This is a genomic window from Streptomyces sp. NEAU-sy36 (genome assembly GCF_013423905.1).
In the GTDB taxonomy this organism is placed as follows: domain Bacteria; phylum Actinomycetota; class Actinomycetes; order Streptomycetales; family Streptomycetaceae; genus Streptomyces; species Streptomyces misionensis.
Map to the genome: position 1 here is coordinate 4,340,499 of NZ_CP058977.1, position 22,723 is coordinate 4,363,221.

A 22,723-nucleotide genomic window follows, 5' to 3' on the forward strand; every position below is an offset into this window, starting at 1 on the left:
CCGCGCGCTGTCGTTCGCAGCGGCCTGAAGCAAGTGGCAAGGGTCAAGTGGGAACAACCGAACAGCCGTTGGCGCCAAGTGATGATCTGGCCGGCTGGTGGGGTGAGCGCGTCGGGGTCGACGGCGGCGAAGACGGCGCCCTTGTCGGCGACGGGGTTTCCCCAGTACAGGCGCGCCGAGGACGTGGCCGACGCGGTGAACCAGTAGACCGTGATCTCGTCGAGGATCGTCCGCGGCGACAACGCATCCTCCGGATGGCCGTCGTTGTCCGTTCACGCCCAGAACTTCTCGGCGATCCAGGCCGCCTGCCCCGCCGGGGAGTCGGTGAGGCCGTAGCCGAGCGTCCGCGGCCGGGTCGCCTGGATCGCCGTATGCGCCGGGCCGACCTGCCGGACCACTTTCGTGGACCTCTCGCGCAACGGCTCGAAGCAGTACTGCACCCGAACCTGCGCGCACCGGGCCGGCGTCTCGGCCTACCGGAGCCGACGCAGCCCGCGTTGAGCGCCGGCGCCCGGCTCTGCCAGGCCGACTCGACGGCGTTGCGCCAGGCAGGTCCTTGCAGAAGTCAGCGGACGGTGAGGCCGCCGTCGACGGCGAGGATGGTGCCGGTGGTCCACCGGGCCGAGGCCAGATAGGCGGCCGCGGTGGCGACGTCATCGGCAGCGCCGAGGCGGCCCAGGGGGTAGGAGCGCTCGATCTGCTCGTCGTGTGCGGCGCGTTCCTCCGCGGTCATGGGCGCGAGGTAGGAGCGTTCGTACCGGGGAGTGCGGACGGCGCCGGGAGCGATGGCATTGACACGGACTCCTTGGGGGCCGAGTTCACTGGCCAGCGCCCGGGTCATGGAGTTGAGCGCTCCGCGGGTGGCGGAGTAGGCGGCCGAATGACGGCCGGCGACCATTTTGCGGGCCCAGTAGCTGCTGATGTTGATGATGCTTCCCCGGGCGTTCACGAGGGCGGGCAGGAGTTGCCGGCTCAGCAGCAGCGGCACCTGGACGTTGAGGTGCCACATGGTGTTCATCTCGTCGACCGTGGTGTCGGCGAGGGAGGCGAAGTGTGCGGTGCCAACGTTGTTGACGAGGGTGTCGACCCGGTCCGTCAGGTTTCCGACGTGCGCGGCGATCCGGGCGGGGGCATCGGGCGCGGAGAGATCCGCGGGGACGGTGTGCACGACGGTGCCGTGCCGGCCGAGTTCATCGGCGGCGGTCTCTAGCTTGTCGCGGTTGCGGGCGACGAGTATCAGGTCCGCTCCGTCGTGGGCGAGGGCACCGGCGATGGCCAGGCCCAGGCCCTCGCTGCCGCCGGTGACGACGGCGAAACGGCTGGTGGTGCGGTGCTCGGGCATGTCAGATCGCCTTTGTGTGGTCGGTGGAAATTCTGAGCGTCACGAACCGGCGCGGCTCTTCGAGTTGGCCGCTGCGGGCGTTCCCGATGCCGGTGAGGGCGTCGCCGCCGAGAGGAAGGCGCAGCGGGGGGCTCGGCATGTCGGCGAGGACGACGAGGGCCTGGGCCATGCGGGCGGGGTCACCGGCAGGGCCTCCCACGGCGCCGGCGGAGCGCGCCGGCGCTTCGTGCACGGGGAGGCAGTCGGTGAGGGCGGCGCTGCTGGACAGCCGGCTCGCCCAGTTGGCGCGGAAGTCGGTGCGGGCCGCTCCGGGCTCCACGGTCGTCGTCCGGATGCCCGGCGGGGTCAGCTCGGCGGCCGGTGAGGCGCTCAGACCTTCGAGGGCGTGCTCGCCGGCCGCGTGGGCGCTCATCCCCGGGGCGCCGATCTGGCCCGCCGGTGAGCCGGTCTGCAGCACACGGGCCGCCTTTGCCGCGCGCAGGTGGGGCAGAGCGGCGCCCAGGACGGAACCTCATCGACCAGGGCCTGGCCCAACCCGCGGGACACGCCGGTGATCAGCCACACGCGGAACCCCATGCTTCGCACCTCTCGTACGAGCCCGACAAACGGACAGGACTCGTCCGTTTCCAGGAGAGTAGAGGAGACGGACAGAAGCTGTCCACTTATGGATAGGATGGGGTGATGAACACGGAGCGGTCTGCGACGGCCCAGGGGGCGGCCATGCCCGTGCGCGCCGACGCCCAGCGCAATGCCGCGCGGGTCCTCGCGGCCGCGCGTCGTGCCGTCGCCTCCACCGGACTGGACGTGAGCTACCACGAGATCGCCCGGGAGGCCGGCGTCGGCGTGGGCACCGTCTACCGGCGCTATCCCCAACGCGACCAGCTCATGGCGGCGGTGCTGAGCGACATCCTCACCGAACTGATCGACACCGCACACCAGGCTCTGGACTGCGATGACGCCTGGAAGGGCTTCTCGTCGCTGTTCACCGGCCTGGCCCTGCGCACCGCGCAGAACGCGGGACTGTCCGGCTCCCTGGACCAGCACGGCGGGCCCGCGGTCGCCCAGCAACGCCACGAGCTCCTCGACCTCACCCGGAGGGTCATCGAACGCGCTCAGGACCAGGGACGTCTTCGCCGGGATCTCGCCTGGCAGGAAGTGCTGCGGCTGACCGGCGCCCCAGCGGTACAGGGATGCGTGCTGGGACTGGAGCCCGACGCTGCACGCGGCCATCACCTGGTGCTGACCGTTCTTCTCGACGGTCTACGAACCGGCTGACACCGGCGACGTGCCGAAGCTCCCAGGAGCGACTCGGCGCGTTCCACGAATTCGAGTCTCCCGGCACCGGGTACCGGGTGTACCGGCCCGCTGAATGGTCTACGGGGCCGGTGCGGAGCTTGGTCAGGATCCGGCACAGCCCTGGTCGGTTCAAGAAGACGCCGGCTTTTGCTCAGAGGGCCGGATGCCGGCGAAGAGGTTGTCGACGAGGGCGTCGACGAACTCGGGGGTGACGGGCTCGTCGGGGATCAGACTGCGGTGGTACACGGCGCCCCAGAGCTGGTCGACGAGGACCCGCACGTCGACGTCCTCGCGGATCTGACCCTGCTCCTTGGCGCGGGTCAGACGCTGGTAGGCCAGCTCGCGCCTGCCGGAGGAGTACAGGGCGCGGTAGGCGCGTGCGAGGTCGGGGTCGGTCTGGGAGGCGCCGATGAGTTCGAGCAGGGCGCGGCCCCCGGGGCCGGCCATGACCTGGCGGTGGTTGTGGAGCTGGTCGCGCACGTCCTCGCGGACGTTGCCGGTGTCGGGGAAGGACAGGGTGGCGCGTACGGCGTGGAAGTATCCGTCGAGGGCGAGGGCACCGGGTGACTGCCACCACTTGTACAGGGTGGTCTTGCTGACACCGGCGGTCTTGGCGACCCGTTCGAACGTCAGGTCGGCCATCCCCTCGCTCAGCATCAGCCGTCCGACGGCCTCAAGGACGTCGGCACGGACCTCGTCGGCGGGACGTCGTCCGCGCCCGCGCGGGCGCGGACTCGGGTCCGGGGCGGTCTGACCCGGTTGGGTGGTCACGGGGTTCTCCTCAAAGGGTCGGGTCCGTCGGGGATCGGGGCGTGAGCGCCGGGCGCGCGCGGGCTCACCGGGAGCCGTCGTAGGGGCGGGACGTCGCGGGGGCCGTCGTAGGGGCGGAACGCCGTGGGGCCGTCGTGGAGGCGGAGCGTCGTCGGGCGCACGGCCGTCGCACCCGTCGCCGCCCGCTTGCCTCAGTGCCGCGTCGTGACCGACAGCAGGTCGTCCAGGCCGATACGGGTGAGGAACTCGCCGCGGATGCGGTCGGCCACCTCGGAGACCTCCTCGGACCCGTCGTCGGCCGGATCGATGTGCACACGGTAGGGCCGGGCGCCCTCGGGCAGGGCGACGACGCGGGCTATCTCCTCGGACACCATGGATGCGTGGGCGTCCGCCGGGGACAGGGCCGCGAGCTTGCCCGCGACCTGCTCCACGAGTCCCGCGTACCGGGTCTCGTAGGCGGCCTCGACCGCGGCGTCGGCGGGCTTGCCGGCGCGGGCGAAATGGTTGGTCCCGCGGGTGAACGAACCCGGTACCACGATCGAGGTCTCCACGCCCCAACGTGCGAGCTCGGCGGCGTAACTGACTGCAAGGGAGTCCATGGCGGCCTTGGCCGCGAAATACGGCGCGAGACAGGGCGGCGTACCGCCCTTGACGCTCGAACTTGGGCGGCCGGGGCGTTGCGGCCGGTAGTGTCGCGCATGCCGGCGTAGACGGTGTCGCCGCGGTCGGCGACGGCGCGGGCGGTCAGGGCTCCGAACCCGCTGGAGGCCCCGGTGATCAGCACGATCCGCTGACTGGGCATGGTGTGCTCCCTTGGCTCGAAGAGGGACGGTCGAAGGGATCTGGTGGACCGGCTCAGGCCAGGCCGCCGTTGGTGAACAGGACCTGCCCGTTGACCCAGCGGGCCGGCCCGGCGAGGAACGCGACGGTCTCGGCGATGTCCGTGGGCCGGCCCAGTCGCTCGAGCGGCACCGCCTTGGAGAGCTGGGCGACGGCGGCCTCGTCCTTGCCCTCCAGGAACAGTGCGGTGGCCGTGGGTCCGGGGGCGACGGCGTTGACGGTTATGTCCTTGCCGCGCAGCTCGCGCGCCAGGATCAAGGTGATGCCTTCGACCGCGGCCTTGGAGGCGACGTAGGCGCCGTAGGCGGGGAACTGCGTACGGGTGACCGACGTGGAGAAGTTCACGATGGCGCCACCGGGGCGTATCCGGTTCGCGGCGAGCTGCGAGACGACGAAGGTGCCGCGCACGTTGGTGCGGTGCATGCGGTCGAAGTCGGCCAGGTCGAGCGTGGCGATCGGGGACAGCAGCATGATCCCGGCGGTGTTGACGACGACATCGATGCCGCCGAACGCGGCCTCGACCGCGTCGAACGCCGCAGCCATCGCGGTCTCGTCCGCGACGTCCGCGCCGACCGCGATGGCGCGGCCGCCGTCGGCCGTGACCTGGTCGACGATCTCCGTGGCGCGAGCCGCGTTGCCTGCGTAGTGCACGCCGACGGCGTACCCGTCGGCGGCCAGGCGTTCGACGACGGCGCGGCCGATGCCGCCCGAGCCTCCGGTGACGAGAGCGACCCGCGGGGTCGTGGTGGTGCTGGACATGGCGGCCTCCTGGACTTTCACGGAGCAGTATGTGAACGGCACGTCCATATAAACAGGTAATGAACGCACCGTTCATTTATTTGGTGTGTGACATGCGTCACTGCGCGCCTATGGGGTCAGCTTGTCCTGGTGACCGCCGCGCCACTCGGTGAGCAGGACGGTCGCGTCGTCGGCCAGGCTCCCGTCGTTGTGGTCCATGACGGCCGCCATGAGCCGGCGCAGGGTTTCGTGCAGGGTGTGCCGGCCGGCGTGGTGGCGGCGGATGAAGCCGACGAACCGGTCCCGGCCGAACTCGTCACCGTTAGCGTCGCGGGCCTCGGTGATCCCGTCCGTGTAGCACAGCAGGCGGTCTCCGGGCTGCAGCTGCTCGGTGCACTCGGTCACCGGCAGGCCCAGACCGGCCCCCATGGGCCCGGCCGGCGGGCAGGCCAGCTCGGTCGTCCAGCGATTGTCGCGGATGAGGATCGGCAGCGGGTGGCCGCGGTTGATCCAGGTCAGCCGGCCGCTCGCCATGTCCAGGTCGGCCAGGATGCCGGTGACGTAGCGGCTGGTGCCGAACTGCTGCAGCAGCACCTGTTCCACCTGCTCGCTGGTCCCGCCCAGGGACGCGCCCTGGCGGCGCGCGTTGCGGCAGGCGGCGACGGCGACGTTCGCGGTGATACCGGCCTTCGCGTCGTGGCCCATGGCGTCGAAGACGCTCAGATGCAGCGTGGTGCCGGCGACGGCGTAGTCGAAGGCGTCGCCGCCCATCTGATAGGCGGGCTCCATCACCGCACCCACCGTGACGCCGCGTCCGGCGTAGGCGGGAGGCGGGGTGACGTTCCACTGCATCTCGGAGGCGACGTTCATCGTCTCGGTGCGCACCAGCCGGGCGTAGGAGTCGCTGAAAGAACGCTTGCTGAGCAGCAGCAGTGCCGTCACGGACGCCAGATCACGCAGGATGTCACGGGTCGGCTCGTCGTCGGTGTCGCTGTCGGCGCGCACCACGCCCAGCCGCTCCACGCCGTCGGTGACGGCAACCCACCACCGCCGGCGCCCGCCCGTCATCCTGCCGGGCGCCGGCTCGGCGAGCACGTCCACGCGCTGGTACGCCTGGCCGGCCAAGCTGCCCTGGACGGAGACCTCCTGTCCTCCGCCCGCGGCGTCGCCGCCTTTGCCGGTGAGCCGGCGCAGTACCGTCTCGCGGATGTCGACGACGAAGACGGCCACGTCGCGCAGCCCGGCTTCGGCCGCGTGCTCGGCGACCAGGTCCGGAAGCTGCTCCAGCGTGACCGTGTGGCTGGCCTGGACCATCCTCACCAGTGCCAGGGCGGCCGCTGCCCTGTCAGCCATGGCGGGGCCCGTCACTTCGCCGGCGGCATCCGGGCGAGGCGACGGCTGCGTCCGCCGGGCCATGACGTCGCATCGCCGACTCCTTTCGGGCCTCGTGCGAGCAGTGATCGTCCACCGGGGCGACGCCGACCGTCCGCCGCTGCCCAGGCCGCCCGCTGGTGCCAAGACGCTCGATCGGCTTCGCGGCCGTGGATGCGGCGCTCATGGACGGGGACGGACGCGGTGCCAGCGTGGGCGGGCGTCACTGCCGCGGCGCCCGGCGACGGAGGCGCAGCGTCGGCACACCCGCTGTACCCGGTCGGCGGCGCCGCCGGATTCCGGGAAGGTGTCGGGCCAGCCGACGTGCGGGAAGCGGACCAGTCGCGAGCGGCTGAGGGACAGCCCGCAAACGGTCTCGTTACGGCCCGGCTCCCAGGCGTGGACCTCGCCGGCGGGCAGCCTGCGCCGGCCGTCCTCCTCGTCGGTCCACTGCCCCGAGGCGGCAACCGCGTACTGCTTGCCGCGTGTCATGGACTGGACCGCCCCGTGAGGACACTGTTCTCGGTCACCCGGCCCCTTCCTCCGCTGGTAGGCCCTTCTCTGGTCGGCCGCTCCCACCCCACGCGACCCCTGTCCGCACCGGGAAAGCAGAGTCCGCCGGTGCGGGCGGGGCGGCCCGGACGGCCGGGCCGCTCGTGCGGGGGGAACGGCCCGCGTCCGCCGAGTCCCACGTCACCGCTTCCTCACACGCACGGTCGCGGATCGCCCATCGCAGGGAGTGGCCGGGAGACGGCAGAGGGGGTTTCGCGAAAGGGCGGCAGACTGAGGCACCCGGCGGCATGCCGGGGCGTTCAGCCTCGTCGCAGCGCCTGCGTCACGAGCGAGATGTCCAGCCCTGTCCGGCCTGCGGCATCCTCGGCGCCACCGTCATGCCGCACGTGATCCACCCGCACTCCTCCCCCGGCGGACTGCCCGTCGGCACCGGGCCCGCGAGCAAACGGCGGGTGCTGCGCGGACAGCGCACCTTGCCGGTCCTGACGCTCGGCATCCCCTGTGCACCGGCGCCCCTGCCGTGCCTCACCGCCCGCCGGAAATTGGTCGGCGGCCTCCCCGCGCCTGTTTCCGGGTCCGCCCGTAGTACCCGGGGGGTGGTGAGCTGATCGGCGGGTGGTCACGTGAACAGCGCCTTGACGGTGTCGGTGGCCAGGTCACGCAGCCAGGCGTGGGCGCGGTCGTCGTCGTAGCGCTGGTGCCACAGCAGGTACAGCGGGATGTCGGGAAACCGGAAGGGCAACTCCAGTGTGGTCAGACCGAGTTGGTGCCGGGCGGTGCGGGTGACCGCGTCGGGCAGGGTGACCACGAGGTCGGTGGCGAGGGCGAGTTGCAGTGCGAAGGCGGTGGTGGGACCAGCGGCGACGACGCGGCGTTCGAGACCGTGCGCGGTCAGGGCTTCGTCGACGGGATCGTGCAGGCGTCCGCGCCGCGAGACGGTGAGGTGTTCGGCAGCGGCGTAGCGCTCGATGCTCAGTGGGCCCTCGGTGAGCGGGTGGCCGGGGCGGACGGCGACGACGAGCCGGTCCCGGCCGACGAGGCGGTGGCGGACGTCGGGGAGCGTGGACCGGCTGGAGCCGGATTCGAGGTCGACTTCTCCGCGGCGCATCTCGGGGGTGTCCGTGCCGGGTTCGGCGGACAGGCGCAGTTGGACGCCGGGGGCCTGGCGGTGGGCGGCGGCGATCAGGGCCGTGCCGCACGCGGTGGTCAGGGCGTCGTGCCAGCGCACGGTGAACACCCGCTCAAGGGTCTCCAGTTCGAGTTCCTGCTGCGCGGACAGCAGGCGGTGCGCCTGCTGCACGAGGGCGTGAACCTCGGCGCGCATGGCGAGGGCACGGGTGGTGGGGACCATGGTGCGGCCGGCGCGGACCAGGATCTGATCGCCGGTGGCCTTGCGGATTCGGCCCAGGGAGCGGCTCATCGCCGGCGCCGTGACATGGAGGCGGGCCGCGGCGCCGGCGACACTTCCCTCTTCCAGCAGCGCGTCCAGGGCGGTGAGCAGGTTCAGATCCAGTTGCATCAAAGTAACTCCACGAGTGAAAAGCATGCACTTGTTGTTAATTATCGGCTCGCCTACCGTCGAGCACACACCCCCGCACCAACCGAACCGAGGGAGCCCTCCATGGGTACAGGCATGCCTTTCGACGCCGGCACGACGCTGATGTCCGACACGACCGCCGCGGTCAGGAATGCCGGCCTCACCCTGCGCGAGCGCTACCTCCCGCACGGGCGAGGGGTGAGCCTGAGCGAGATCGTCGAAGAGATCCACGCCAACGACGACGCGGTGCTGGACGTGCTGCGAGAACCGCTGCTGCGGGCCCGGCCGGAAGCGCGGTGGGCCGACGACGAGCTGGCCGGCGGCGCGCTGCCGCCCGGCGAGTGGTGGGTCGTCGACCCCGCCGAGGGGAACATCAACCACGTCCACGGCATGCCGGACTGGGCCGTCACCGCCACCCTGGTCCGCGACGACCAGCCCGTCCTCACCGTCGTCCACCTACCGCTGACCGGCGACACCTACACCGCCGTCGCCGGCGGCGGTGCCCACCTCGACGGGCTGCCCCTGCAGGTGTCCGCCAAGACGGACCCGCGCGCCGCGCTCACCGGCACCGGCCAGGCCAAGCCCGGCGAGGACCACCACGTCTTCCGGCGGATCGGCGAGTCGGTCACCGCGATGCTCGCGGGCGGTCTCGTCGTGCGCGTCAGCGTTCCCGCCACGTTGCAGCTCATCCACGTCGCCGCCGGCCGCATGGACGCGTTCTGGCAGTTCTCCGACGTCCGCTCCGGCCTGGTCGCCGGTGCCCTGCTGGTCTCCGAGGCCGGAGGCGTCGTCACCGACCTGGCGGGCAAGCCCTGGAGCACGGGCAGCCGTGACTTCCTGGCCGCCGCCCCCGGCATCCACTCCGCGGCGCTCGACGTCTTGTCGCCGATCGCCTGACTCGGAGCCTCCCGCGTTCCCCCGTTCATCCGATCCCGACACCGCAAAGGGAGCACCACCTCGTGACCACCATCGGCATCCTCGGCGCCGGCCGCGTCGGCACCAATCTCGCCGGCAAACTCGCCTCGTCCGGACACCACGTCGTCCTCGGCCGCCGGAGCCCGGAGCAGCAGACGGAAGCGCCCGCCCATGGGACCGTCCCCGGCATCTCCTTCGCCGGCCAGCGCACCACCGCCCGCACCGCGGACATCGTGATCAACGCGACGCCCGGCGACAGCTCTCTGGAGCGCCTCACCGATCTGCGCGCCGAACTCGCCGGAAAGATACTCGTCGACGTCTCCAACGCGACCCTGGACGCCGACGACGGCCTGCCCGGCGCCCTGTGCCACCCCGGCGGCAGCCTCGCCGAGCAACTCCAGGCCGCGCTTCCGGACACCCGAGTGGTCAAGACCCTCAACACCATGTTGTTCACGGTCATGACCGCCCCCGAATCCCTGGCCACGCCGCCGACCGTCTACGTGTCGGGCAACGACGAACACGCGAAGAAGACGGTCACCGGCATGCTCGGCGACCTGGGCTGGCGGCCCGCATGGATCGAGGACCTCGGCGACATCACCACGGCGCGCGCCACCGAGGCCATGATCCTGGTGGTGCCCCACATCCTGCGCCGGCACGGTTTCCGGCCCTTCGCGGTGTCTCTCGCCCGCTGACACCGCGCGTACCCGTGGCAGCCGGGAACTGATTAATCGTTGGCTGCCGCGAGTACGGCCGTGCTTTCGTGGCGGAGCGCCGGAATTCCCGGTGGCAGCCCGTCAACCTGCTGAGAGGCAGTACCAACCATGCCCTCCACAGCCAACGCCCGCATCGCCATCGTCGGCGCCGGCCTCGGTGGCCTCGCCTGTGCCCGGGCCCTGCAACGCCACGACCGATCGGTCACCGTCCACGAACGCGAGGCCTCCGCGGACGCCCGCCCCCAGGGCGGCAGCCTCGACATCCATTCCGGTACCGGGCAGGTGGCGCTGCGTGCGGCGGGTCTGATCGACGAGTTCCGCGCCCTGTCCCGCCCGGAGAGCCAGGAGTGGCGCATACTCGACCCCGCGACCGCCGCCGTCCTGCCCGTCCCCGGGCCGCCCAGTCACGACGACGACAGCCCCGAGATCGACCGCGGCCAACTACGCGCCCTCCTCCTGGACTCCCTCGCCGCGGACACCGTCCGATGGGGCCGTGCCGTGACCGCTGTCACCCCGCGCGAGGACGAAGCCGGCACCTGGCAGCTCCTGTTCGAGGACGGGAGCACGGAAGCAGCAGACCTGGTGATCGGTGCCGACGGGGCCTGGTCCCGCGTCCGCCCGTCCGTGTCCGACGCGGCGCCCGCCTACAACGGCGTCACCTTCATGGAAGCAGGCCTCACCGACTGCGACAGCCGCCATCCCTCCCTGGCCGCCCTCGTCGGCAACGGCACCATGCTGGCGAGCACCGGCGACAGGGCTCTGCTGGCGCAGCGCAACAGCCAGGGCACCATCCGCGTCTACGTCGCCTTCCGCGCCCCACAGGACTGGCACGCGGCAGCGGGTGTGGCCCTCGACGACGCCGAAAGCGTACGCCGGTATCTGGTCGACCTGCTCAAGGACTGGGACGAGAGCCTGCTCGACTTCGTACGCCGAAACGACGGCGGATTCATCCCACGGCCCGTGTTCGTCCTGCCCGCACCGCACACGTGGGAGCACGTCCCCGGCATCGCCCTGCTGGGCGACGCCGCCCACTTGATGCCGCCCGTGGGGCTCGGCGCGAACCTCGCCATGCTCGACGGCACCGACCTGGCCCTCGCCCTCATCGCCGAGTCCACCGTCGAGGACGCGGTCCGGGCCTACGAAAGCATCATGCTTCCCCGCTCGGCTCAGGCCGCCCTGGAGTGCGCGAAGGTACTGGACGACATCCTCCCGCCGCAGGGCGCGTAGCCAGGCACCGGACCGGACGGGGTGCCGCGGATCAACACCATGCGGGCGTAGGCCCGCTGGGACCCGTACGGACCGTGGGCGGGTGACGACGGCAGGGAGCCGCGGCATGCGCGTGTGCCTGAGTACCGGTCCGTGGCACCCCGGGGCGCGTGAGACGCGCGCCCGCGGGTAACCGGCGATGTCATGAACGCGTTGAGGATACGGCCGCAGAGTTCGCCGTACGGACGGGGCGCCGAACCGCCGTCCGCCGCCGGCATCGTCGGACCGAGGAGGTAGACATGCTCTTCCTGGTCGTCGCCCTGCTTCTGCTGGGTATCGTCCTGGGCTCGGCCGCGTACCTTCCCTGGCCCGTGACCCTGGTGGCCGCCGCCGTGATCGCCGTCTGGCTCGTCGTGTTCGCCGGGCGCGAGCGGCGTCGGCGCGGCCGGACGGGGAGGGCCTGACCATGCGGCTGACCGCACCACCCTCCGTTCGCACGGGCCGACGGGACACCGAAGGCATGGCGGTGGCCTCCTTCGTCCTCGGGCTCCTGGGACTGCTCGTCCTCAACCTGGTCCTCGGCCCCATCGCCATCGTGCTGGCCGTCATCGCCCTGCGCCGGGACACCCCGCGCCGCTCGCGAGCACTGCTCGGACTGGGGCTCGGCATCGCCGACCTGGTCCTGTTCGCCGTCCTGGCCTCCGTCCACGGAGCCACGTCATGGTCGATCTGGGGCGGCTGAGCACTCCGGGGCGCCCGTACCTCGTGCGGGCGCCCCGGTTTCCGCACGCTCCCGCCGGGTGACGCCGCTCGTGCCGCCCCGCCGGCCGGGTCCGGCGTGTCCCGGAGAAGACGGCCGGCGAAGTCGCCCGGCGGCGGGCAGCGGGTCCAGCACGCAGCGCGAGCGCGTGCCTCATGTGCGTGCCGGGATCAGTGGGGTACTCGGCGCCTCGACCGTTTTGACCGGGGTGCTGGTCCGCTTGACACCGGTGCCGGCCCCGCCCCCGCCCGAGCCCTCTCTGGAGCCCCTATGTCCCAGCCTCGTCAGCAGCAGGTCCCGCCCGGTACGACGGGCGAGATGACGCCCCGGCCGGACCACGGTGAACACAGCTACCGTGGCTCGGGACGGCTGGCCGGCAAGGCCGCGGTGATCACGGGCGGGGACAGCGGAATCGGACGTGCGGTGGCGATCGCCTACGCCCGTGAGGGCGCGGACGTCCTGGTCTCCTACCTGGACGAGCACGAGGACGCGGAGGAGACCGCGCGGTGGGTGCGGGACGCGGGCCGCACGTGCGTGCTGGTGCCCGGGGACCTGGCCGACCCGGCGCACTGCCGCTCCGTCGTCGACAAGGCCGTCGAGGAGTTCGGCCGGGTCGATGTACTGGTCAGCAACGCCGCGTTCCAGATGACCCACGACTCCCTCACGGACATTCCCGACGAGGAGTGGGACCGCACGCTCGCCATCAACCTCAGCGCGTTCTTCCACCTGGCCAAGGCCGCGGTCCCCCACATGCGGCCCGGATCGTCGATCATCGGGAGCACCTCGGTCAACTCCGACAGCCCGCCGCCGCAGTTGCTGCCGTACAACGCCACCAAGGCGGGCATCGCCAACATGGTCGGTTCGCTGGCCCAGATGCTGGCGTCGAAGGGCATCCGCGCCAACAGCGTCGCCCCGGGGCCGATCTGGACTCCGCTCATCCCCGCGACCATGCCGCCCGAGCAGGTCGAGAGTTTCGGCTCGGAGGTGCCGCTGGGACGGCCCGGCCAACCGGCCGAGCTGGCGCCGGTGTACGTCATGCTCGCGTCCGACGAGGCCGCCTACGTGTCCGGCGCCAGGGTCGCCGTCACCGGCGGGCAGCCGATCCTGTGAGCCCCGGGGACACGGCCCTGTACCCGTTGCGGCTGACCGTCACGGCGAAGCCCCTGGTTTTCGGCGGCCACGCCATCGCCCGCCGCCTGGGCAAGAGGGGCCTGCCCGACTGGAGCGTCGCGGAGACCTGGGAGTGCAGTGACGTCGAGGGCAACCGCAGTGTGGTGACCAATGGCCCGCTGGCCGGCCGGACTCTGCACCAGGTGCTGTCGGAACAGCCCGAAGCGCTCATGGGCGCCGGCTTCTCCGGTGCGCGCTTCCCCGTGCTGACCAAGTTCATCGACGCCACCGGCACCCTGCCGGTACATCTGCACGCCGACGACGAGGCGGCCCGGCGCCTGGAGGGGCAGCCCAACGGAAAGACCGAGGCCTGGCACATCCTGGAGGCCGCGCCCGGCGCGACCGCCCTGTGCGGCGTCAAGGAGGGGATCACGCCCGGCCGACTGCGTGCCGCGCTGGAGGCGCAGGACTTCGACGCCGTACTGCGCCGTCTGCCGGTGCGCGCGGGCGAAACCCTCTACGTGCCCGGCGGCACCCTGCACAGCTTCGGACCGGACACCCTCGTCTACGAGATCGAGCAGACGTCCGACATCCAGCAGCACGCGATGCGCTGGAACATGGCGGACGGCTCGCCGGTGGGCGATCGGGAACACCGGGCCAACCTCGACATGTTGATGCGGCAGGCCGTCCTGGAGAGCCGGCCCGACTTCACGCCCGGGCTGGGCATCGCCGTCGGGGACGGAGTGGAGCGGGTCTTCCTCTGCGCGGGCCCCTACTTCGCCCTGGAACGCTGGCGCGCCGGGACCACGGAACCCCTGCGCCACGCCTTCGGCAGCGCGCACATCCTGTCGAACGTCGGCGCCCCGGTGCGGGTGCGGACCGGCACGTGGAGTGAAGAACTCGGCCGCGCGGAGACGCTCCTGCTGCCCGCGGCGTGCGGTGACGTCGAGATCACCGGGCCTGCCGACGTCCTGTTCGGCTATCTGCCCGACCTCGACCGCGACGTCCGCGGCCCCTTGCTCGCCGCGGGATACCCCCTGTCGCTCCTGCGCCGGTTCACCGCGACGTCGGACTGACGGGTGCGGAGCGCGCCCGGCGCCTGCCACGGCGGCGCCCGGGACCAACGTGCGCCGCCCAGCGTGGTGAGCTCCTCCCCCACCCGGTACGCCGTGGCGTGCCCGCCGAACCGGGCGTGGCGTTCCTCGACCGCCTCCCTGCGGCGGCGCCCGCTCGAACCGCCGAGCGTGTCCCTACTCGTCGAGCGAGCGGACGGCGTCCGGCCGGGTGGTGTGGTCGGGGTGTCCGCGCGTGCGGCGCCGCTCCTTCAGCTCGGCCTCGTACAAGTGGTCCCTGCCCGCGACCAGCTCCCGGCGTGCCTGGGCCTCGATGTCCTTGAACGGCCCGTAATACGTGGAGTTGTAGGCCTCGAGGATCTGGAACGTCCAGTGGCCGGGAATCACATTGCGGCCCAGGATCTCCCGCTGCACCCGGTCCGCCCACCCGTGCTGGCCGGCCTCCCGCAGCAGCGCCACCGCACGGTCCAGTGCGAAGTCGGCGCCTCCGGTGAGCTGGTGGAAGGCGTAGAGGTGGCCGCGGGCACGTTCGGTCGTCTCCAGCGCCTTCGACAGCGCCCCAAGGGCCTGGACGAGGGTGTCCGAGACATTCGGCGGGCGCCGGTGCGCACCGTCCGGGCCGTCATGGTGAGTGCTCATGCCCTCACGCATCCCCCGGCCCGGCCGGTTTCGCGCTCCCGCGCCGCCACATGGGCAGCCGCGGCCACCCGTCCGGCGGGCACCCGGCCTACTCGCGCCGCGCTGCGGGAGGTGCCCCGGCGGCCCGGACAACGGTGAACCGCGGCTTCGGCCGCTCCGCCTCGCCCGGCGCTGCGGACCCGGACGGCAGTCGGTCCCGGCTCGGCGGCCCGGAGGCGGCCGACGCCTGGTCGGCGGCCCCCGCCATATCCGACCAGGACGCCACTCGTCCGCCGGAACCGCGTCGTGCGTCGTACCCGCTGAGGGCCCGTCACCTCCGCTACGCTCCGGCCCTCCGCGAGGCACACGCGCGGGTATCGGCGCGGGGTCCCCTCAGCTCGGGTGCGCGGGAAACGCTCGGCCGCGCGAAGCGGTCAGTGCTCGTCCGTGTCCCCGTGGCTCCGTACGGCCTCCTTCATCTTGGCCACCGCGAAGCCCCAGCCCTGCTCGACGGTCGGCTGGGCCGGAACGGCCACCTCGTCGGGGTTGGTGAGGACGTCCAGCAGGACCGGACCCGGGCTGCGGAAGGCCCGCCGCACCGCGCTCTCGACATCCGACGGGTCGGTCACGCGGATGCCGGTGATGCCCATGGCCTCGGCCACGGCGGCGAAGTCGGGATTGTCGAGCACGGTGCCGAACTCGGGCAGCCCGGCCTGTTCCTGTTCGAGTTTCACCATCCCCAGCCGACGGTTGTCGAAGACGACGAGCTTGACGGGCAGGCGGTGGGTCTTGAGTGTCATGAGGTCGCCGAGGAGCATGCTCAGTCCGCCGTCTCCGCAGAAGGCCACGACCTGGCGCTCGCGGTCCAGGCACTGGGCGCCCAGCGCCTGTGGCATGGCATTGGCCATCGAACCGAGGTTGTACGAGCCGATGAGGCGTCGCTCACCGCGCATCTCCACGAAACGGGAGAGCCACACCGTGGCCATGCCCGTGTCGGACGTGAAGACGGCGTCGTCGGCGGCGGCGCGGTCCACCGCGGCGGCCAGCACCTCGGGCCTGATGTCGTGGGCGCGGTTGTCCAGCGCGGAGCGGAGCCGTCCGACGAGGCCCTTGTCGTGCCGGGGGTCGGCGAGCCGGGCCTGGCCGGCACGCCACCGGTCGAAGCGTTCACGCGCCTTGTCCAGGTGCGAACGGTCACGTGCGTCCCCGGGCGCGGTGGCGAGGTGGTCCAGGAGGTCGCGTACGGTGGCGCCGGTGTCCCCCACGAGCCCGACGTCGACCGGCACCCGGCGCCCGATGTGAGTGGCCTCGGTGTCGACCTGGATCACTGTCCTGCCCTCGGGATACCAGTCCCGGTAGGGGAAGTCGGTGCCCAGCAGCAGAAGGGTGTCCGCGTCCTGGAGGGTCGCCGCCGCGGCCGGGTTGCCGATCAGACCGGTCTGGCCGACCTGGTAGGGGTTGTGGTCGCCTTCGAAGCCCGCCTTCGCTTTCAGGGTGAGCACCATCGGCGCGGCCAGACGGTCGGCGAGGGCGAGGACGTCCTCGCGGGCGGCGCGCGCTCCTTCGCCGACGAGCATGGTGACACGCTCCGAGCGGTCGAGGAGTTCCGCGGCGCGCCGGCCGGCCGACGGGTCCGGCCGGCTCACCGCAGGGGTGAGGGAGAACCGGGGCGGCCGGTCGCCGGTCACCTCCCGCTCTCCGAGGTCGCCCGGCACGGTGAGGACGGCGACGCCCCTGCGGCCGAGCGCGTTGCGCACCGCCGTCTCCAGCATCTGCGGCAGTTGGTCGGGCGAGGTGATGGTGGCGCGGAAGACGGCCACGTCGCTGAAGAGGGCGTCGTTGTCGACCTCTTGGAAGTAGTCGCTGCCGAGTTCGGCGAGCGGTACCTGGCCGGCGATGGCCAGCACCGGGGCGTGGCTCTTGGCCGCGTCGTACAGTCCGTTGAGGAGGTGGACGGAGCCGGGTCCGACGGTGCCCATGCACACGCCGAGGGTGCCGGTGAGCTGGGACTGGGCGCTCGCGGCGAAGGCCGCCGCCTCCTCGTGCCGGCAACCGACCCATTCCAGGTCCTCCGTGCTTCGGATGGCGTCGGTCAGGGGGTTGAGTGCGTCCCCCACGACGCCGAACACCTGGCGCACGCCGAGTTCGCTCAGTGCGTCCACGATGACGCGGGCAACGGTACGGGGCATGTGAATCCTCCGGGTCAGACGGTGAAACGGTCGGGGTCGGCGGCCGCCCAGTCGGCCGCCCAGGAGGCCGGTGGCTCGGCGAGCAACTGCCCCGGCGCGAGCCACTCGTACAGTTCTTCGTAGGAGCGTTCGGTGACGGGGTCGACGCGTCGACGGAGCATGTGCGGACGCAGGTCCGCCGGGTCCGTGACGCCCATGGAGGCCATGATCTGGAGCGCGCCGGCCACGGTCGCCTCCTGGAATCGCCGCACGCGTGCCGTCTTGTCCTGGACGTCGAGGGCGCGGGCCCGGCGGGGGTCCTGGGTGGTGACGCCGGTGGGGCAGGTGTTCGTATGGCACCGCTGCGCCTGGATGCAGCCGACGGCGAACATCATCGCGCGCGCGGCGTTGCCGTAGTCGGCGCCCTGCACCATGCGCTTGACGAGGTCGGTACCGGTGGCGATCTTGCCGCTGGCCCCGACCTTGACCCGGTCGCGGAGTCCCGCGCCCACGAGGGCGTTGTGCACGGTGAGCAACCCCTCGGTGAGGGGGGTGCCCACGTGGTCGGCGAACTCCAGCGGTGCCGCGCCCGTGCCTCCCTCGGAGCCGTCCACCACGATGAAATCCGGGGCGGTCCCCTCCTCCACCATCGCCTTGCACACGGCCAGGAACTGCCGGCGCGAGCCCACACAGAGCTTGAACCCGGCGGGCTTGCCACCGGACAACTCGCGCATGCGGGCGATGAACCGCACGAGTTCGCGTGGAGTGGAGAACACACGGTGATACGGCGGGGAGACGACCGTCCGGCCTTCGGGAACGTCACGGACCCGCGCGATCTCGGCGTTCACCTTGGCTCCCGGCAGTACTCCGCCGATGCCGGGCTTGGCGCCCTGCGACAACTTCAGGGACACGCACTTGACATGGTCGTGTGCGGCTTTGTCGGCGAACTCGGCCGCGTCGAAATCACCGTCCTCGGTGCGGCAGCCGAAGTACCCGGTGCCGATCTCCCACACGAGGTCGCCACCCGGGCGCAGGTGGTACTCGGACAGGCCGCCCTCACCGGTGTCCTGGGCGAATCCTCCGGCCGCCGCGCCTCCGTTGAGCGCGAGGACCGCGTTGGCGGACAGCGAGCCGAAGCTCATCGCGGACACGTTCAGCAGTGCCATGTCGTAGGGGCGGGCGCAGTCCGGGCCGCCGACGCGTACGCGCGGCGGGTGCTTTGGCACCGGGCAGGGAGCCATCGAGGGAACCAGGAACTCGTGGCCGGGCTGGTACACGTCCCGTTCGGTGCCGAACGGCTCCTCCGCGTCCGTGCCCTTGGCCCGCTCGTAGACCATGCTTCGCACGTCCCGGTCGAAGGGGCGCCCGTCATAGTTGCGCTCGATGAAGTACTGCTGCAGTTCCGGGCGTATGCGTTCCATGAGGAAGCGGGCATGGCCGAGGACGGGATAGTTGCGCAGCACCGAGTGCTCCCGCTGGATGAGGTCCCAGCCGCCCAGCACACCCAGGGACAACAGCGGAAGGGCCGCGAACCACCAGCAGGGCGAGCTTTCGACGGCTGCCGCGGCGCTCACGAGCGCGGCGATCGTGGTCAGGAGGACGATCACAATGCGTGTCACCCCTCGCGCATTGCCCGACAACCGGCCTCCATGCGCCCTGACCTCCCAAGAACCCGTCATTTCCGCGCGCTGCCGGGGCGGAAGAGTGCTTCGGGGGAAGGCGTGCGACTCCCCCGCGCGGGAAGCAGGAAGCGCAGGGACGCGCCGCACGGGGCGGCGGCCCCTGGCGAAGACGGCACGAGGAGGTCGGCGATGGAATGGTCTGGCTGGATTGTCTTCTTCATCGCGGTGGCGGTGTTACTCGCCGCGGCGGCAGTGGTCATCCAGGCCAAACGCCGTAGCGGAACGGTGATCGCGGTGCGTTCGGGCCGCCGGCCGGGCGGGGAGGGATCGCGGTGATCACCCCCCTGCTCGCCTCGGAACTGACCAAGCGGGTGGTCGTGACCCTGAGCGGCGAGGCGGTCGCCCAGGTCAAGGACACCGTTTTCGACTTCAAGGCGGGCCGGATCATTGGCTTCACCTTGAGCGGGCGCGGCCTGCTCGCCGGTCCGCTCAAGGTGAGCCTGCCGTTCTCCGGAGTGCACGCCATCGGCCCCTCCGCCGTGATGGTGCCCAGCGCGGCGGTCCTGGTGGAGCGGAAGGCGGTCCTGGCGACCCATGAAGCCGGGCACGGGCAGGTCATCGGCGCGCCGGTCCTCACCGACCAGGGGACCGAGGCGGGCACGGTCCTGGACGTCGTGATCGAGGCCGGCGGCAGCGGACGTCTGATCGGCTTCGAGATCGCCGTGAAGGAGGACACCGACACCGGCCACGCAGAGCGCAGGGCGTTCATCCCGCGCGGGGAGGCGCTCGCCGTCTCGGGACGCGCCATGGTCGTCCCCGCGCACGCCCGCCACTTCGTCGCCGACGACCTGCCCAGCTTCGGCGCCCAGGTCGAGGCCTTCCGCCGCTACACCGCGCGGCCGTCCCACCTCAGGCCCACGACACCCGAGGAGACCCAGGCATGATGCTGGTGAGTCAGGCCCACGGGCTTCCCGTGATCACGGCCGATGAAGCCGAGGAACTGGGCCGCGTGAGCGGACTGACCATCGACCCGCACACCAGGAGCGTCGTCTGCGTGCGCCTGTCCGGCGCCCCGAAACACGCGACGGGGATCGCCTGGGATCTGATCGAGGGGATGGGACGAAGCGCCGTCGTCGTACGGTCCCCCGCCTCGACCGGTTCCGGCCGGGACGATTTCCCCACCCATCACGAGATCCTCGGAAAGCGGGTCCTCACGGAGCACGGCACCGCGCACGGCACCGTCAAGGACGTCGCGTTCGACACGACCACCGGGCACCTCCAGACGCTGTACACGGCTCTCGGTGAGATCTCCGGGAACCATCTCCTGGGCATCGGCGAGTACGCGGTCGTCGTACGCGGTGCCTAGGGCGGCGATGTCCGCGTGCCGGCGGCGTGCGTGACGCCGTGGCCCGGGGCGGCTCGGCAGTGGGCCCACCGCCCCGGCGAACGCGTTTCGGTGGAGCTCAGCTCGTGCGGCCGAAGCAGCGTTCCAGTTCGTTCAGGTCGTAGAACGCGCTGCCCTTGGACACCGGGTGGCAGCCCTGCTTGAAGGCGGTCTCCTTCTCGTTGTAGAGCATGCGCACCAGGTAGGTGTCGCCCTTGCGGAAGACGTCCCACTGGATGTTCGCCGCCATCGGGGCGACGGACGCCCCGCGCCAGGTGTTGTCGGCGTAGGTGTACGGCCGGTCGGGCGTCGCCGCTTCGGTGCTGCCCGGCAGGCCCATCAGCGCGGCCAGCGGGATGATCTCCTCGGCGTGCGTGAAGCGCAGCTCCGCGCCCAGTGTGCTCGTGCCGTCGCGCTTGGCCTCGACCTGCTTGAAGAAGTCGTCGAGCAGGACGTCCGCCATCTTGTAGGTGATGTCGCTGTCCGCGAAGCCGGGGCCCTTCTCGTAGAAGTCCTCGGCGTCGCTCAGGTAGCCGAACCATGCGGCGTCGCGCGGTGCGATGTAGCGCCCCATGGGCAGGGCGCGGCCGTCCGGCATCTCGGCGCTCATCGCCGGGGCGATCGCGTAGAGGTTGTAGACGGCCTGGGCGGCGTCGACGTCCGAGGACGAGAACTCGCCGTCGGCGATGCGCTGGACGAACGCGGGGCTGAAGATCCTCTCCAGGACCCTGCGGGCGGCCTGCCGGGTGGCGGGCTGGTCGGTGATGCTCTTGAGGGTGGCGGCCAGCCGCTGGTCGTGGTCGATGTAGTCGCGGTAGGCGGCGCCGCCAGCCGACTTGTGGAAATAGAGCAGGTCCCGGTCGGACCGGGCGGGCCGGATGAGCGGCTTGAGGGCGGGGTCGTCGTCGGCGAGGGCGCCGGTGAACACGTTGCCGCTGGCGACGGCGCGTGCCTCGCCGGAGTTGACGACGTCGATGGGCTCGGAGTCCTCGGCGATCCGCCGGAACAGGTCCGGAAGCCGCTGCTCCATGCGTGCGGCGGCACCGCGCAGCTCCTGCCGGCCGCGCCCGCTCAGGTTTCCGTAGCCGATCTTGTCCATGGCGGCGAGGAGCGTGCGCACGTCGGGCCCGAACCGCTCGCCGGCGGAGGTGAGCTGGCCTTCACTGGCGGCCTGGTCCCACAGCCCGAGGACGAGGTCGCCGTCCTTGCTGCTGGTCGCGGCGCGCGAGCCGTGCCGGGAGACGGTCTCGGTGAAGACGGGGACGTAGCCCCTGGGAGCTCGCTGGTAGCCGGGGACGCTCTGCCGCGGCTCGTACGACGCCTTGGTCCCGTAGCTGTCGAGGGGCCGCGAGCCGGTGGCGTGGGCGGGTACCGAGGCGGCGAGCAGCGCGGACAGTCCGAGGGCGATGGTTGGGGCGACCCGTTTCATAAGGCGCATGGTGATCGTTGCGGGTGAACGGAGGCCGGCCCCCAGGTGACCAGTGCGGGACGCGCCTCAGGACGCGTCGTCCGGCGGTTTCCCGTGCCGGGGCTCGTCGGGCGGCGGATCGAAGCGCACGCTGACCTTCTGGAACCCCTTGAACGCCTCGGTGGCGGCGTACGACCGGTAGGCGCGGCGGTCCGCCGCGCTCAGCTGCACCCGGTCCGTGAACGGCGTCAGCAGGCTGCGGGGCCACAGGCGCATCACCCACACGGCCCCCGCTTCGGCCGCCATGATGAAGATCAGGGCCCCGACGTACAGCCAGGCGAGCAGGCCCAGGACGATGCCGAACATGCCGTAGGTGGCGGTGGCCCCGTGCAGCACGTGGCTGACGTAGTAGGAGCCCACCCACTGCAGTGCCTGCCACGCGCAGGCGCCGCCCAGCGCCACTCCGGCGAGCCGGCGCAGCGGCAGTGCCCGGTGTGTCAGCAATCGGTAACTCACGAGCAGCAGGAGCGTGTTCAGGCACACGGACCCGGCGGTGACGGCGAACCAGCTGCCGCCCCGCAGCCGCACGCCGAACAGGTAGGTCTGGGACGCCGCCACCGACAGCAGCGTGGACGCGCACAGCCCGACCGCGAGGACCAGCAGGAAAACCATCCCCTTCAGCCTCGAACGGAGCGGGTCCGGGCGGGCGTGCCGGGGAACCGCCCAGACCTTGTTGAGGGCGTACTGCGCGGCCTGGGCGACGCCGAGGGAACCGTAGACGCTGCCCGCGATACCCGCGGCGAGCGCGGCCCCGTTGCCGCGGAAGGAGTGGATGTTGTGGCCGAGCTGGTCGCCGATGACCGGGAACTTGCGCAGCGCCGAGTCCATGACCTGCTGGCGCAGGGAGGGATCGTCGCTGAGGAAGGTGCTCAGGACGGCGACGAGGATGAGGAACAGCGGGAAGAGCGAGAGGAAGCCGTAGTAGGTGAGCAGGGCCGCGAGGTACAGGCCCTGGTCGTCGTAGAACTTGTACAGGACGCCGAGCGGCAGACCCACCCAGTGGTGGCGTCTCTGGAAGCCGTCGACGCGCTCGAGGAATCCCATGACCTGCGCTCAACCTAGGTGATCGATTCCAAGGGCTGCCCTCGGAGACGCAACAGCACCCTATGCGACGCGGCCCCTTTTGCCATAGAAGTACGCCCGGGGGACGGCTCTGCCTGTGGGCCGCAGGCGTGTCGCTGCGGCCCGACTCGCTCAGAAGGGTTCGGCGGCTCGCAGGAGGTCCGGCGGAAGGTAGCCGGACTCGACCCGGACGGCCCAGCCCCGGCGGCGGGCGTG

25 protein-coding genes and 1 pseudogene are annotated in these 22,723 nt (G+C 71.6%); 12 read left to right on the forward strand and 14 right to left on the reverse strand.

The features are described from left to right. Positions 1 to 272: 272 nt before the first annotated feature. The gene (locus tag HZZ00_RS39240; protein WP_374028468.1) at positions 273 to 398 is read right to left on the reverse strand and encodes a hypothetical protein; all 126 of its coding nucleotides are present in this window, start codon (positions 396 to 398) and stop codon (positions 273 to 275) included. A 4-nt stretch (positions 399 to 402) separates the two neighbouring features. Between HZZ00_RS39240 and HZZ00_RS19755 the strand changes: the two genes are divergently transcribed. Then, the gene (locus HZZ00_RS19755) at positions 403 to 501 is read left to right on the forward strand and encodes a CGNR zinc finger domain-containing protein (protein ID WP_374028469.1); all 99 of its coding nucleotides are present in this window, start codon (positions 403 to 405) and stop codon (positions 499 to 501) included. 64 nt (positions 502 to 565) lie between these two features. Here the strand turns inward: HZZ00_RS19755 and HZZ00_RS19760 are convergent, their stop codons facing one another. Both HZZ00_RS19760 and HZZ00_RS19765 read right to left on the reverse strand, forming a co-directional pair. Then, entirely contained in the window at positions 566 to 1,342 is a 777-nt protein-coding gene (locus HZZ00_RS19760; RefSeq protein WP_180327675.1) for an SDR family NAD(P)-dependent oxidoreductase, read from the reverse strand. Position 1,343: 1 nt separating this feature from the next. Further along, positions 1,344 to 1,799 (reverse strand): SDR family NAD(P)-dependent oxidoreductase, encoded by a 456-nt coding sequence (locus HZZ00_RS19765; RefSeq protein ID WP_257584894.1) that lies wholly within the window; start codon positions 1,797 to 1,799, stop codon positions 1,344 to 1,346. A 224-nt stretch (positions 1,800 to 2,023) separates the two neighbouring features. Here HZZ00_RS19765 and HZZ00_RS19770 point away from each other — a divergent pair, with 224 nt between their 5' ends. Continuing rightward, positions 2,024 to 2,617, forward strand: coding sequence for a TetR/AcrR family transcriptional regulator (locus tag HZZ00_RS19770; protein WP_180327676.1), 594 nt, complete (start codon positions 2,024 to 2,026; stop codon positions 2,615 to 2,617). A gap of 150 nt (positions 2,618 to 2,767) precedes the next feature. Here HZZ00_RS19770 and HZZ00_RS19775 read toward each other — a convergent pair whose 3' ends face one another. From HZZ00_RS19775 to HZZ00_RS19800, 6 genes and pseudogenes are all read right to left on the reverse strand, one after another. Continuing rightward, positions 2,768 to 3,409: a TetR/AcrR family transcriptional regulator gene (locus HZZ00_RS19775; RefSeq protein ID WP_257584895.1), complete on the reverse strand. Its 642-nt coding sequence runs from the start codon at positions 3,407 to 3,409 to the stop codon at positions 2,768 to 2,770. Positions 3,410 to 3,600: 191 nt separating this feature from the next. Further along, positions 3,601 to 4,211: pseudogene (locus HZZ00_RS19780) on the reverse strand (hypothetical protein). A gap of 53 nt (positions 4,212 to 4,264) precedes the next feature. After that, entirely contained in the window at positions 4,265 to 5,008 is a 744-nt protein-coding gene (locus HZZ00_RS19785) for an SDR family oxidoreductase (RefSeq protein ID WP_180327677.1), read from the reverse strand. A gap of 108 nt (positions 5,009 to 5,116) precedes the next feature. After that, positions 5,117 to 6,340 carry a PP2C family protein-serine/threonine phosphatase gene (locus tag HZZ00_RS19790; RefSeq protein WP_180327678.1) on the reverse strand — a complete coding sequence of 408 codons (1,224 nt, stop codon included), beginning with the start codon at positions 6,338 to 6,340 and terminating at the stop codon, positions 5,117 to 5,119. 201 nt (positions 6,341 to 6,541) lie between these two features. Further along, a complete protein-coding gene (locus tag HZZ00_RS19795) occupies positions 6,542 to 6,850 on the reverse strand; it encodes a hypothetical protein (RefSeq protein WP_180327679.1) in 309 nt (102 codons plus the stop codon). A 640-nt stretch (positions 6,851 to 7,490) separates the two neighbouring features. Continuing rightward, positions 7,491 to 8,390: a LysR family transcriptional regulator gene (locus HZZ00_RS19800; RefSeq protein WP_180327680.1), complete on the reverse strand. Its 900-nt coding sequence runs from the start codon at positions 8,388 to 8,390 to the stop codon at positions 7,491 to 7,493. Positions 8,391 to 8,492: 102 nt separating this feature from the next. Here HZZ00_RS19800 and HZZ00_RS19805 point away from each other — a divergent pair, with 102 nt between their 5' ends. The 7 genes from HZZ00_RS19805 to HZZ00_RS19835 all read left to right on the forward strand — a co-directional run bounded on the left by HZZ00_RS19805 (position 8,493) and on the right by HZZ00_RS19835 (position 14,188). Further along, positions 8,493 to 9,305, forward strand: a complete 813-nt coding sequence (locus HZZ00_RS19805) for an inositol monophosphatase (RefSeq protein ID WP_180327681.1) — start codon at positions 8,493 to 8,495, stop codon at positions 9,303 to 9,305. 62 nt (positions 9,306 to 9,367) lie between these two features. Next, the gene (locus HZZ00_RS19810; RefSeq protein ID WP_180327682.1) at positions 9,368 to 10,015 is read left to right on the forward strand and encodes an NADPH-dependent F420 reductase; all 648 of its coding nucleotides are present in this window, start codon (positions 9,368 to 9,370) and stop codon (positions 10,013 to 10,015) included. 129 nt (positions 10,016 to 10,144) lie between these two features. Beyond that, positions 10,145 to 11,263, forward strand: coding sequence for an NAD(P)/FAD-dependent oxidoreductase (locus tag HZZ00_RS19815; protein WP_180327683.1), 1,119 nt, complete (start codon positions 10,145 to 10,147; stop codon positions 11,261 to 11,263). 278 nt (positions 11,264 to 11,541) lie between these two features. Further along, a complete protein-coding gene (locus tag HZZ00_RS19820) occupies positions 11,542 to 11,706 on the forward strand; it encodes a hypothetical protein (RefSeq protein ID WP_180327684.1) in 165 nt (54 codons plus the stop codon). Between the two features lie 2 nt (positions 11,707 to 11,708). Further along, a complete protein-coding gene (locus HZZ00_RS19825; RefSeq protein ID WP_070025802.1) occupies positions 11,709 to 11,984 on the forward strand; it encodes a DUF4190 domain-containing protein in 276 nt (91 codons plus the stop codon). A 288-nt stretch (positions 11,985 to 12,272) separates the two neighbouring features. Then, positions 12,273 to 13,112: an SDR family oxidoreductase gene (locus HZZ00_RS19830; RefSeq protein WP_180327685.1), complete on the forward strand. Its 840-nt coding sequence runs from the start codon at positions 12,273 to 12,275 to the stop codon at positions 13,110 to 13,112. Continuing rightward, the gene (locus tag HZZ00_RS19835; RefSeq protein WP_180327686.1) at positions 13,109 to 14,188 is read left to right on the forward strand and encodes a type I phosphomannose isomerase catalytic subunit; all 1,080 of its coding nucleotides are present in this window, start codon (positions 13,109 to 13,111) and stop codon (positions 14,186 to 14,188) included. The genes HZZ00_RS19830 and HZZ00_RS19835 overlap by 4 nt, the downstream gene beginning before the upstream one ends. Before the next feature lie 174 nt (positions 14,189 to 14,362). On the opposite strand, the gene HZZ00_RS19840 is transcribed toward HZZ00_RS19835, so the two are convergent. From HZZ00_RS19840 to HZZ00_RS19850, 3 genes are all read right to left on the reverse strand, one after another. Next, the gene (locus HZZ00_RS19840; RefSeq protein ID WP_180327687.1) at positions 14,363 to 14,824 is read right to left on the reverse strand and encodes a hypothetical protein; all 462 of its coding nucleotides are present in this window, start codon (positions 14,822 to 14,824) and stop codon (positions 14,363 to 14,365) included. Between the two features lie 413 nt (positions 14,825 to 15,237). Further along, positions 15,238 to 16,992, reverse strand: coding sequence for a thiamine pyrophosphate-dependent enzyme (locus HZZ00_RS19845; RefSeq protein ID WP_180327688.1), 1,755 nt, complete (start codon positions 16,990 to 16,992; stop codon positions 15,238 to 15,240). Between the two features lie 14 nt (positions 16,993 to 17,006). Then, positions 17,007 to 18,590 (reverse strand): FMN-binding glutamate synthase family protein, encoded by a 1,584-nt coding sequence (locus tag HZZ00_RS19850; RefSeq protein ID WP_180327689.1) that lies wholly within the window; start codon positions 18,588 to 18,590, stop codon positions 17,007 to 17,009. A 192-nt stretch (positions 18,591 to 18,782) separates the two neighbouring features. On the opposite strand from HZZ00_RS19850, the gene HZZ00_RS19855 reads away from it, so the two are divergent. Genes HZZ00_RS19855 through HZZ00_RS19865 form a run of 3 tightly spaced genes read left to right on the forward strand, consistent with a single transcriptional unit; the run spans position 18,783 to position 19,959 of the window. Then, positions 18,783 to 18,929 carry a hypothetical protein gene (locus HZZ00_RS19855; RefSeq protein ID WP_180327690.1) on the forward strand — a complete coding sequence of 49 codons (147 nt, stop codon included), beginning with the start codon at positions 18,783 to 18,785 and terminating at the stop codon, positions 18,927 to 18,929. After that, positions 18,929 to 19,537, forward strand: coding sequence for a PRC-barrel domain-containing protein (locus HZZ00_RS19860; protein ID WP_374028557.1), 609 nt, complete (start codon positions 18,929 to 18,931; stop codon positions 19,535 to 19,537). Before HZZ00_RS19855 ends, HZZ00_RS19860 begins: the two co-directional genes overlap by 1 nt. After that, positions 19,534 to 19,959 carry a PRC-barrel domain-containing protein gene (locus tag HZZ00_RS19865; RefSeq protein ID WP_180327692.1) on the forward strand — a complete coding sequence of 142 codons (426 nt, stop codon included), beginning with the start codon at positions 19,534 to 19,536 and terminating at the stop codon, positions 19,957 to 19,959. Before HZZ00_RS19860 ends, HZZ00_RS19865 begins: the two co-directional genes overlap by 4 nt. A 97-nt stretch (positions 19,960 to 20,056) precedes the next feature. Here the strand turns inward: HZZ00_RS19865 and HZZ00_RS19870 are convergent, their stop codons facing one another. Both HZZ00_RS19870 and HZZ00_RS19875 read right to left on the reverse strand, forming a co-directional pair. Continuing rightward, positions 20,057 to 21,406: a histidine-type phosphatase gene (locus HZZ00_RS19870; RefSeq protein WP_180327693.1), complete on the reverse strand. Its 1,350-nt coding sequence runs from the start codon at positions 21,404 to 21,406 to the stop codon at positions 20,057 to 20,059. 66 nt (positions 21,407 to 21,472) lie between these two features. Next, on the reverse strand, positions 21,473 to 22,489 hold the full coding sequence (locus HZZ00_RS19875) for a YihY/virulence factor BrkB family protein (RefSeq protein ID WP_180327694.1): 1,017 nt from the start codon (positions 22,487 to 22,489) through the stop codon (positions 21,473 to 21,475). Between the last annotated feature and the right edge of the window lie 234 nt (positions 22,490 to 22,723).